The sequence below is a fragment of the Candidatus Binataceae bacterium genome, assembly GCA_036495685.1.
GTDB lineage: Bacteria > Desulfobacterota > Binatia > Binatales > Binataceae > JAFAHS01.
In genome coordinates, this window is the sequence record DASXMJ010000078.1 from 1 (window position 1) to 10608 (window position 10608).

The 10608-nt window shown below is 62.0% G+C and carries 8 protein-coding genes; 4 read left to right on the top strand and 4 right to left on the bottom strand.

The features are described from left to right. From VGI36_08745 to VGI36_08760, 4 genes are all read left to right on the top strand, one after another. Positions 1-336: FHA domain-containing protein (locus tag VGI36_08745; GenBank protein ID HEY2485224.1), on the top strand; the 336-nt coding region annotated here is incomplete at its 5' end. A gap of 75 nt (positions 337-411) precedes the next feature. Next, positions 412-2100 carry a protein kinase gene (locus VGI36_08750; GenBank protein HEY2485225.1) on the top strand — a complete coding sequence of 563 codons (1689 nt, stop codon included), beginning with the start codon at positions 412-414 and terminating at the stop codon, positions 2098-2100. 6 nt (positions 2101-2106) lie between these two features. After that, positions 2107-4074, top strand: a complete 1968-nt coding sequence (locus tag VGI36_08755) for a Stp1/IreP family PP2C-type Ser/Thr phosphatase (GenBank protein ID HEY2485226.1) — start codon at positions 2107-2109, stop codon at positions 4072-4074. A gap of 2 nt (positions 4075-4076) precedes the next feature. Next, entirely contained in the window at positions 4077-6485 is a 2409-nt protein-coding gene (locus tag VGI36_08760) for a protein kinase (GenBank protein ID HEY2485227.1), read from the top strand. A 17-nt stretch (positions 6486-6502) separates the two neighbouring features. Here VGI36_08760 and VGI36_08765 read toward each other — a convergent pair whose 3' ends face one another. The 4 genes from VGI36_08765 to VGI36_08780 all read right to left on the bottom strand — a co-directional run. Then, positions 6503-7249, bottom strand: coding sequence for a ZIP family metal transporter (locus VGI36_08765; GenBank protein ID HEY2485228.1), 747 nt, complete (start codon positions 7247-7249; stop codon positions 6503-6505). A gap of 65 nt (positions 7250-7314) precedes the next feature. Further along, positions 7315-7842, bottom strand: coding sequence for a GrpB family protein (locus VGI36_08770; protein ID HEY2485229.1), 528 nt, complete (start codon positions 7840-7842; stop codon positions 7315-7317). 301 nt (positions 7843-8143) lie between these two features. Next, positions 8144-10381, bottom strand: a complete 2238-nt coding sequence (locus tag VGI36_08775; GenBank protein ID HEY2485230.1) for a PAS domain S-box protein — start codon at positions 10379-10381, stop codon at positions 8144-8146. A 47-nt stretch (positions 10382-10428) separates the two neighbouring features. Further along, positions 10429-10608: hypothetical protein (locus VGI36_08780; GenBank protein ID HEY2485231.1), on the bottom strand; the 180-nt coding region annotated here is incomplete at its 5' end.

Here is a 10608-nt window from a genome sequence, read left to right on the forward strand (position 1 = left end):
GCGCGGCTCAAGATAGTGCGCGGCAGCCCGCGCAAGGATCAAGAGTTCCCGCTCGAAGATGGAAACAATCTGGTCGGCCGCTGGGATCCGGAGACCGGAGCATTCCCCGAAGTCGATCTCGATGCGGACGATCCGGAGGCCAAGATTTCCCGCAAACACGCACTGATCAGAATCGCGGATGGCAAAATCACCGTTGAGGATATTGGCAGCTTGAATGGCACTTACGTGAACCGGGGGGCCCGCTTGCAACCCGGCAGTCCCATCGAGCTCAAGACCGGTGACGAGATAATTATTGGCAAAACATTTTTGAAACTTACGGTAGATCCGATCTCTTGAACGCTGCCCGGCGTGGGAAGCGGAGTGCCGGCTGGCCCTGTCCGCAGAGTCATCGCCGGGGATCGATGATGCTGAATGAATCCGGGTGAGCCGCTTTCCGAGGGTCATCTCCTCGACAATCGATACCGAGTACGGAAGGTTCTCGGCGTGGGCGGTATGGGCCGGGTCTACCTGTCCAACGACACCCGCCTCGCTAATCGCCCCGTCGCCGTCAAGGAAATGATCCTGGGCGACGGCATCGCCGAGAAAAAAGCCGTTGAGGATTTCACCCGCGAGGCGACCGTGCTCGCGCGCCTGTCCCATCCCGGCATCCCGACGCTAATCGACCACTTCGCCGAAAACAGCCGCCACTACATGGTGATGGAGTTCGTGGCCGGCGGCGACCTCGAGAAGGTCATCCAGCAGTCGGGCGGCAAGCTCGGTGAAGACCGGACCCTGAGATGGGCGCGGCAGATTCTGTCGGTGCTGGAGTTCCTCCACGCGCAAAACCCGCCGATCGTTTATCGCGATCTCAAGCCCGGCAATATCATGATCGACAAGGACGGCCGCGCGATGCTTATCGACTTCGGAATCGCGCGATTTTTGCCCAAGGGTGGTCGCGCGACCCAGATCGGCTCGCCGGGCTATGCGCCTCCCGAACAGTACGCCGGCAATGTCGAGCCGCGCTCCGACCTCTATTCGCTCGCGGCGACCATGCACCATCTGCTAACCGGCCGCGACCCCGCACTGGAGCCGCCCTTCAGCTTTCCCCCGGTCAGGCAGCTGGCCGCCGAGGTCTCCAACGCCACGGCGGGAGCCGTTGATCGTGCGTTGAATCACGAAATCGCCAAACGCTTCCCGTCGTCCCGTGCGATGCTGGATGCGCTGCCCGAGCCCGCCCCGGAAGACAGCGCGCAGAATGGGCTTGCGAGCGGCCCGCTCCGCACGATGCAGACCGTCGTGTTGTCAAGCCCGATTAGTCCGGCCCCGCGCGCGGCGAGACCAAGCCCACCAACTCCCCGTTCGATCGCTGCGACGCCTCGCGCAGTGCCAACGCCCTCGTCCATAACCAACATGCCGACAGTGGTGCTGAACAATCCTTCACCAGTGGGTGTGAGTGCGCCGCCTGGAGTGGCCAACCCGTCCGAGACCCTACGGACCATCCGCCCGCCGGTCAAAAAGGCCATCGAGCTGGGGGTTCGGGCCAAGGCGCTGATCGAGCGGGGGCTGCGGTCAAAACTGGTAGCCTCGGTCATCCAACCGGCCCCTCCCGAGCCGCTTCCTTCTTCAACCGCAAAGACCCAGGAGCTCAAGAGTCCCACAAAGTCCCGCGCCGCGGGGAATATCGCAAGAACCGGCGACGCGCCCGCGGCCCGGACCGGCGCGCGATCCCCGACGCCGCGCAGCGCACCGGTGCGCCCGGCAGCAATCTTGCGGGAAGCGGATGGGAAGGAAACTTCGGGGGTCCGGGCGCGGTTGATCGTACGGGGTGACGAAACCGAATTTCAGCTCAACCTCGACCGCACCGTGATCGGCCGCTCGCAGGACCCGTCGGATGCCTTGGATGTCGACCTCGTGACGGTCAAGCGCGGCGTGGATAGGGTTTCGCGCCGTCACGCTGAAATTATCCGCCGTGGCCAGGACTTTTTTATCCGCGACCTCGGAAGCATGAACGGGACTTTCATCGCAGGACGGGGGAAGCTTGGGCGTGATCAGCTCTACCAGCTGAAAGATCGCGACCAAGTGATCCTGGGCGGTGCTATATTGCAGTTTAGAAGAGGATAGCGGCGCATGATCACCTGTCCCCAATGCGGTGAAGTCGCTCCGGATGACGCGAAATTCTGCGACCGCTGCGGCCAGGGACTGACCGGAGCGGCCTCCACCTCTGTCGCCGCCGCTTCGAAGCCCAGGCCGCTGGCGGTGGGCGCCACTCTCAAGGGCGGGTTCGAAGTCGTCGAGACGCTGCCGGGATCGTCGATTGAGAACCGTTATCGGGTAAGCCGCACCCAGGAAGGCAAAACCGAATTTTTTATCGTCCGCGAACGTCTGTCCGACCGGCGCGAAGACTCGGGCAAGGAAGAATCGCCCGATCCACCTCCTGCGGCCGCCCCCACCCCCGATCCTCACGGGCCGACGGCAAAAACCGCGGAGCTGAAGCCGCCGCCTGTCGTGCAGGCGTCTGCGCCCGGCGAGAGCGGCTCTGCCGAGGTGACAGCCGCCGAACCCACACCATCGGCGGAATCCGAGACCGCGGAGCCGCCGCCGGCGGCGAGCAACGGCGCGACTACCAAAGTGGAAGCCGCAGCCAGTCTCGTAGAAGAAGCGGTCGCGCCGGCCACCGGACAAACATTACCCTCCCAGAGTGAAGATGACCTCGGAGAAGTATTCGGCCGGGTGCTGGCGCTATCGCTCACGCTGAATCATCCGGCCTTTCAGCGTGCCATCGAGGGCTTTGCGCGGGATGGACGCGTGTATCTCGTCTATCAAGATGAAGACCTGACCGCCCTGCATCGCGGTTCTTCCAAAACCAGCGAGGCCGAAGCGATCGCCGCCACCGTCCAGGTGTGCCAGGCGATTGCTTTCGTTCATCGCCGCGGCTTGCGCCTCAATGACATCTGCCCGCAGTCACTCGCGGTCACCAGAGGCGGCAGAATCAAGCTGACCGGACTTGACTACGTCAGCAATGACAACGAATTGCAGGCCGAACCGATTTTCAACGACGGGTACACCGCGCCGGAAATCTATCGCGGCAAACGGGTCGACAAGCGCGCGGACATCTTTTCCGCCGGCGCATTGCTCTACACTTGGCTGACCGGAGAGCGGCTGGAAAGCGAGAGCTGGCGTGAGGAGGCCGGGGTGGTGAGGTTCTATCCGCCCCACGTCGTGACGCCCGACCTCGAACAGGCCGTGCGGCGGGCGCTGCTGTTCGACACCAAGGACCGCTGGGAGACCATCGACGACCTCAAGACCGAGTTGATAAGGCTGCTCGGCCTTATCCAGGTCAGCGCCGCAGTGCTGAGCGACGTCGGGATGGTACGCGAGCATAACGAGGACGCCGTGATTGCGGCTGAATACCGGCGAGACTCGCTCGTCGAACCAGCGGAGAATCACTTGTATGCGGTCTGCGATGGCATGGGCGGTGCCGAGGCCGGAGAGATTGCTGCGGCAATTGCCGTTACGACGATCCGCGGCTATGTTCAGGCACGACTTGCGGGAGCCGATATGTTGGACCCTTGCAAGCTAATGGTCGCGGCCCTCGAAGAAGCAAATTCGAAGATCATCGAATATCAGACGGCTCATCCCGAATCGCGCGGGATGGGTTCCACGGGGGTTACCGCGTTGGTGCGGCCGCCAGAGGTCGCGTTGGCCTGGGTCGGTGACAGCCGTGCGTACCTTCTTGAAGGGGGAGTGCTCAAGCAGGTGACCAAGGATCATTCGCTGGTTCAACGCCTGGTCGAGATTGGCCAGATCAGCGCCGAAGAAGCGAAGCATCACGAGCACAAGAATGTGATCACCCGATCGCTCGGGGCGCGCCAGAGCGGTGCGGCGGGGGCGGAAAGCATCGCGCTCAAGCTCAGACGCGGCGATCGGATACTGCTGTGCAGCGACGGACTTACCGCTCACGTTGACGACCCCGACATCGCGAAAATTCTGCGCCGGCACGGCAGTCCCGCCGAGGCCGCGCGCGAGCTGATAGCCGCTGCCAATGCCGGCGGTGGTACGGACAACATCTCGGTGGCGGTGGTGTTCGCGAATTAGAGATGGTTGATACGGCAAATCCCGTGACCGGCCCGCTCGAGACGGGCACCGTCCTCCAGGGCCGCTACGCAATCGAGCGGCTGCTCGGCGGCGGCGGCATGGGAATGGTCTACCTCGCTCGCGATCAGCGCCTGGCCAACCGCCCCTGCGCGATCAAGGAGATGGTCGATCATTTTATCGACCAGGCGCAGCGTATCGAGGCCAACGAGTACTTCGCGCGCGAGGCTGACACGCTCGCCCAGCTCAAGCATCAGGCGATTCCCGCTATCACGGATCGGTTCGACGACAAGAACCGGCACTACCTGGTGATGGAGTATGTCGAGGGGCGCAATCTCGAAGAGGAGATGGCGGCGCGCAGAGGTCCACTGCCGGAAGGGCTGATCGTCGACATCGCGCGCCAGCTCTGCGACGTGCTGTCCTACCTGCACGGGCACGAGCCTCCCGTAATCTACCGCGACATGAAGCCTTCGAACGTGATGGTCACGCCGAAGGGACGCGTGGTCCTGATCGATTTCGGGATCGCGAGGCTGTTCAAGGGCGCGCGCAAGGGCACCATGATCGGGACGCTCGGGTTTGCGCCGCCCGAGCAGTACCAGGGCAATGTCGATCCGCGCAGCGACATTTACTCGCTGGGCGCCACGCTGCATTACGCGCTGACGGGGCGCGACCCGGAAAAGTTCCCGCCGTTTGCGTTTCCCAAGGTCAGGGAACTGCGCCCCGAGACTTCCTCGAACCTGGCCGGGGCAATCGACGCCGCCCTCAGCTATGAGGCGACCAACCGCCCGGCCAACGTTCAGCAATTCCGCGACATGATGCTGTACGGGACCGGGCTGCCGACCTCCGGCGGTCTGGGAGTAAGCGCGCGCAGCGGCACTGCGGACCTGTCGTTGATAGCCCAGAACTTCGAGCCGACCGCGATGCTGCGCGCGCGCCGGCCGCGGAGCGCCGCGCGCCGCGCCGTGTCGTTCCTGATCTTTTGCGTGATTCTCGGCGGCATCGCCTTCGGTTCGACCTACATCTATTCCGACCCGCAGCTCCAGTCGCGGCTTGGGATCAAGGACTACATCGATGCTCTCCCGTGGAAACACGAGGAAAGCGTCGCGAAGGCGCGCTCGCATCCGCTCGACTTCGAACAACTGACCCTGGCCTTGTCAACGCGCGAGGGCACCGCAATCGCCGCGCCGCAGGCATCGTTCAACGACACCGACCTGACCAACGCGCGCTACCTCAAATGGACTGCGACCTTCAAGAATGCCTTGGCCGGGCTGGAGGGACGATCGGAAAAAGTCGAGGCGCGCTTCTACGACCCGAATGGACTACAGATCGCCTCGAGCGCCGCCGACATGTTTATCGGCCCGGCGCAGAAGACCGCAGAATTCTCCGGCGTCGCGCTGATGCCGACCATGACCGACAAGCCGCCGGGTCAGTACAAGGTCGGGCTGTATGCGAACAATGATCTGCTCGGCCAAAACGCCTTTGCGGTCACTCAGGATTTCGCGGCACGGAAGAAAGCCGAAGCGGAAGAGGCCGCCAGCACGGCTGCCGAAAAGGCCGACGAGCAAAAGCGCAAGGATGAAGCGCGCAAGCTCGCGATGATCGACGAGCGCCGTCGCAAACCGCTGGAACTCCGCGAGATCGAATTTCTGAATACCACCAAGACCGGCACCCCGCTGTCGGGCTCCGCGACCTCGTTCGAGGCATCCAAGGTGCTGTTCGTGGGCTGGCAGGTCTCTTTCGATAATCGGCTCTATGGGCTCGAGCCCGGGCAATATCGAGTCGATGCGGCTTATGTGGCGCCCGATGGACGCACGCTGGGCAGCGTCAACGATTGGCAGAACGTCTCCACCAATCAGAGGATCGCCACTTTCAGCGGCCGGGTGGGCAATTCCCGGGGCGGAGCGTTTCTGCCGGGAACTTACACCGTAAACTTTTATCTAAACGGCCAGTATTTCGGGCAGCGCCGATTCCGCGTGGTCTCGGATACCGCATCCAATCCGAGCGCCGGCTCGGGAGGATTCCCCGGTGGATACGGTCTTCCCGGCGGGAGCGGCGGCAGCGGATTCAGCGGCGGCTTGAGCTCGACCGGACCGGATCTCTTTGGTGCCACCGTCGCGACCGGTACCATTACGGGCCTGCCCGGCGGCGGGCATCCGGACCTGGAACTGCGCCTGCGTCCGCAGCCCAATGGATTTCTGCACGGTGAGATGGTGATTCATCAGAACGGATTCGGCCCCACCCAGATCGAAGGCTTCACCCGATCCTTGTCGGATGGTGAACACATGCAATTCCAAGTGCCGTACGGCTCCGAGACCTATTATTTCGAAGGCAAGCGCCACGGCGACACCCTGGCGGGCACCTTCGAGTCGTCGCCCTCGGGCGAGCGTGGCACCTGGAACGCGCAAGCCAACTGAGCTCGCGCTGCCCCCGCTCAGGCCCCCTGCAGCATCCGGCTTGTCAGATAAATCACCAGCATACCCACCGCCATGGCCACGGCCACCAGCGGCGAGTCGTGTTCTTTCGCCTCGGGCAGCAGATCGGAAGCGCCGATGTAGAGAAACGAGCCCGCAAAGAAGGCGAGCATCCAGGGCAGAACTCCGCTGAGCGGCACCAGTAAAGTCGCAGAGGCACCGAGCACCGGCGCGATCATGTCGAGGATGAGCCAGAGCCTGGCGCGTCCCACCGAATTCCCGTGCGCGAGGATGACCGTCACGGTGTTGAGGCCGTCACTGAGATCGTGCGCGATTACTCCAAGCGCGATCAGCAGGCCCACCTGCATGCTGCTCTGGAAGCCGGCGCCTATCGCAATTCCGTCCAGGAAACTGTGGAACGTCAGGCCCGCAGCGGACAACGCGCCGAGTTCCTGCTCGTGGGTAGTCAGCGCGTGCTCATGTTCCCGCGCTCGATGCATCGCCGTGTAGCGCTCGAGGCCGAAGAAGGCCAGGAATCCGAGCCCTGCTAGGGGCATATATGAAGCTCCGCCCGGCAATTCAAAGATCTCGGGCAGGATGTCGAACAACGCCACCGCCAGGACGGCTCCCGAGCTGAAGCCCAGCAGCAGATGAAGGCGATCGCGAAAGCGCACTGCTGCCAAACCGCCGAATCCGGTCGAAACCAGAGTGGCCGAGGCGAAAACGATGGGTACCAGTTGCATGCTGGGAAGCGCTGCCGGGCTCATCGATTAATCGACTCGCGACTCGCGAAGCAAGCAGAACACCTCGCCGCTGTTTCGGATGCGCGCAATCAGCAAGCAGTGGCCCACGCGAGCACGCTCGCGACGAACTCGGCTTTCTGCGCGGAATAGTCTGACGGGTTCTGGTACGGTCGGCTGGCCAGCAACCGCTTGAGGTTCAGGTAGTGGCGCGCGGGCTCCTCGTGATGTCGAAGAAAGTCTCGAAAGGTGATCGGGTCGCGCCACTGCTGCGAATCAAACTTGACGATGTGGAGGTGGCTGGTGCGAGTTGTCCGGTGCCTGGTTCCAGACGGCTGGTTAAAGAAGCGCCGGTTGGGAATCCGGGCCTCGACGTCCGGCCGATGCTCCCATCCAGCGGCGACCAGCGAGGCAATGACCGGGCCATCAATCTCCCCGAGTTCGCGCACCCCCGCAAGAATGTCGATGGTAGGAACCGCCGTCATTCCAGGTAGCGCGGTACTTCCCACGTGCTCGAACGCAACGATCATCGGCAAATGAAGTTGGAGTGACCGAACCGCATTTTGGTAGAGCTTGGGCCAACTCGGATTGTACGCGACCAGTTCGAACTTCCACAGCACCCCATCAGGCTAGCACACCTGCACAATCGGAGGTCGCAGCAGCTTGCCAGCGCCGTATCACCCATCTGACCCTCGGCGTCGGTGCGCAACCGGCGCACACCCACACGTCCGGCGAGCTGGTATGGTGTCCGCTGCCCATGCTCCTTAATCGCGCGATCTGCTCTCTCATGGTGCCCTCGTCCGGGGCTCAGGGCTCGAACGGTATCAGAGGCGCAAGCGGCGTATGAGTCAGTTTGGCTTAGAGAAATGGCAGCGCTGCTGACAGTGCGACCGCCCATTCGTCCAGGCAGGGTGCGGCTCGTCACCGAACCGTTTGCTGGAGCAGTAGTGCGAGTTGATTGACATCGATCGGTTTTACAAGATGATGGTCGAAGCCCGCTTCTTTGGATCGAAGTCGGTCTTCGGACTGGCCGTATCCGCTTATCGCGACCAGGTAAATCTGCTTGCCCTCATCATGCGCCCGAATCTTGCGCGCCAGCGCATAGCCGTCAAATCCAGGCAGGCCCACGTCGAGGAGGCCTACATCCGGCCGAAAGCTAAGCGCGGCGTGAAGCCCACTTGGACCATCATGTGCCGTCTGAACCTCGTGACCGTCGTTCGTGAGCTGGATACTGAGCATCTCGCGCACGTCGTCATTGTCCTCCACGACGAGCACCCGTCGGGGACGAGGCACGGCAGTTATTAGTGGAGCCTGCTCACCAACGTTAGTATTCGGAGCGGGTACAGCAGGCAAGCGCACGGTAAGGGTGCTTCCCATTCCAACTCGGTTGGTCGCTGCTTGAACAGTTCCTCCGTGAAGCTCTACGATGCGTCGCACGAGCGTGAGCCCAATGCCAAGCCCTCCCTGCGATCGATCGAGGCTCCGCTCGCCCTGGACGAAGAGATCAAAGATCTTTGGAAGGATATCTGCCGCAATGCCTACCCCCGTATCCTTGACCTCGAGTAACGCGTAGGGACCCTCGTTGCGCACACTAACAGTAATCGTCCCTCCTGCCGGCGTGAACTTCAGCGCGTTGCCGACCAGATTCGTGACGATCTGTTCGACGCGCGTTTGATCAGCGTTGATCCACACGCGCTGTCCACTGAGTGTCAATTGATGACGGTCCATCACACCACGTGTGCGCAATGCTTCAATCGTTCCCTCCACGACTTCACTCAACTCGAGCGGTCGCAGGGTGAGGCGCATCCTCGCGCTGGTCACACGGCTGGCGTCGAGAAGATCGTCTACAATGTGTGATAGCTGATCGAGCTGCCGGCCGATCACCGCTCGCGCACGCGCCGCATGATCGGACGATAGTTCTCCAAGGTCGAGTATTCGGACGGCACTCGCCAGCGCCCCGAGGGGATTGCGAAGCTCGTGGCCCAACATCGCCAGAAACTCATCCTTTGCATGTGCCGCTGCCTGGATTGCTTCCTCGGCGCGTTTACGCTGGGTAATGTCACGAGCGATCTTCGATGCGCCGATGATCGCGCCACCTTCATCGATGATCGGTGAAACACTCAGCGAAACGTCGATCAGGCTCCCATCCTTGCGGCGACGCACGGTTTCATAGTGATCGATGCGTTCCCCGCGTCTGATGCGCTCGAGAATCGTGGGTTCCTCGTCGGCTCGGTCCGTGGGAATGAGGATAGTTATGGACTTGCCGATAACTTCATCGGGGGTGTAGCCAAAAATGTTCTGCGCACCTCGGTTCCAGCTCGTTATGATGCCGTTGAGGTCTTTGCTGAGGATTGCGTCGTCGGATGACTGGACGATTGCCGACAGCCTGGCGTTAATCACCTCCGCCTCTTTGCGTGCGGTGATGTCCTGGAACCTCAGAAGAATGAGGCGCTGCGAATCGCGTGGCAAAGAAAACGAACGGGCGCCGAGCATCAGCGTCCGGCGTCCGTACTGTGGAAAGTAGTGTTCGACTTCGAAGGGCCTGAATTCGCTCCCGTCAGCCAACATCTCCCGTAATTGCGTCCTTAATCGCGCGAGGTCGAAAGCACCGTTCGCCAGCCCGCCGAGCGAGACACTCTGCAGCGATTCGCGAGTGATGCCGAACATCTCATAGAACGCCCGATTGGCGGTCAGTAGACGTACCTCCTCGCCGACGACGAGCAGCGGATCAGTCCCCGTGTTGAGGATCGCCTTGGTGTATTCGCGCTCGTGAATCGCCTCGTCAATACTGGCGCGAAAAGCGGTCACATTCATGAAGGTGAGAACGTTGCCGCCGATCTCGTGATTGTACTTTGCGTACGGGGCGATACGCAGTACGAAGGTCAGGTCCTCGTAACGGAAGTCATGCCGGGAAGGCATACCGGCCAGGCTCGCTTGCGCACACCACCTCTCCAGATCCCGCAGGCTGGCGAGTCCGGCGACCGCGCCGGCCGGGCGATCGAGGTCTGAGGAATTCAGGCGAAAGGATCCTGCCGCCGCCCGATTAAAGCATGCGATCGTCAGGTCTCGGTTAACGACGACGACTGGGACATCGATCGTATCGAGAATCCCGATCGGGTCGAAACGAACTGGCTCAATACTTCTGGGATAGTCCGCCAACCGGTGACTCTCGGTCCAGCCGCCGTGACTCGGTGAATCTGATTGCTTCACCGTTCTGCATTTCCAGCCGTATACAACTTGCGACTACGCTTGAGTACGGAATCAGAAACAGATGGAAGAACCTGACGCAGTGCCAGCAGCAGTGCTTGCGCTCTCGGCATGTTGAAGGCTGCAGGGTATCGGGAGAGCAGGTGACCTTCAAGGACTCGAGCTTCGTCCGGTCCGAC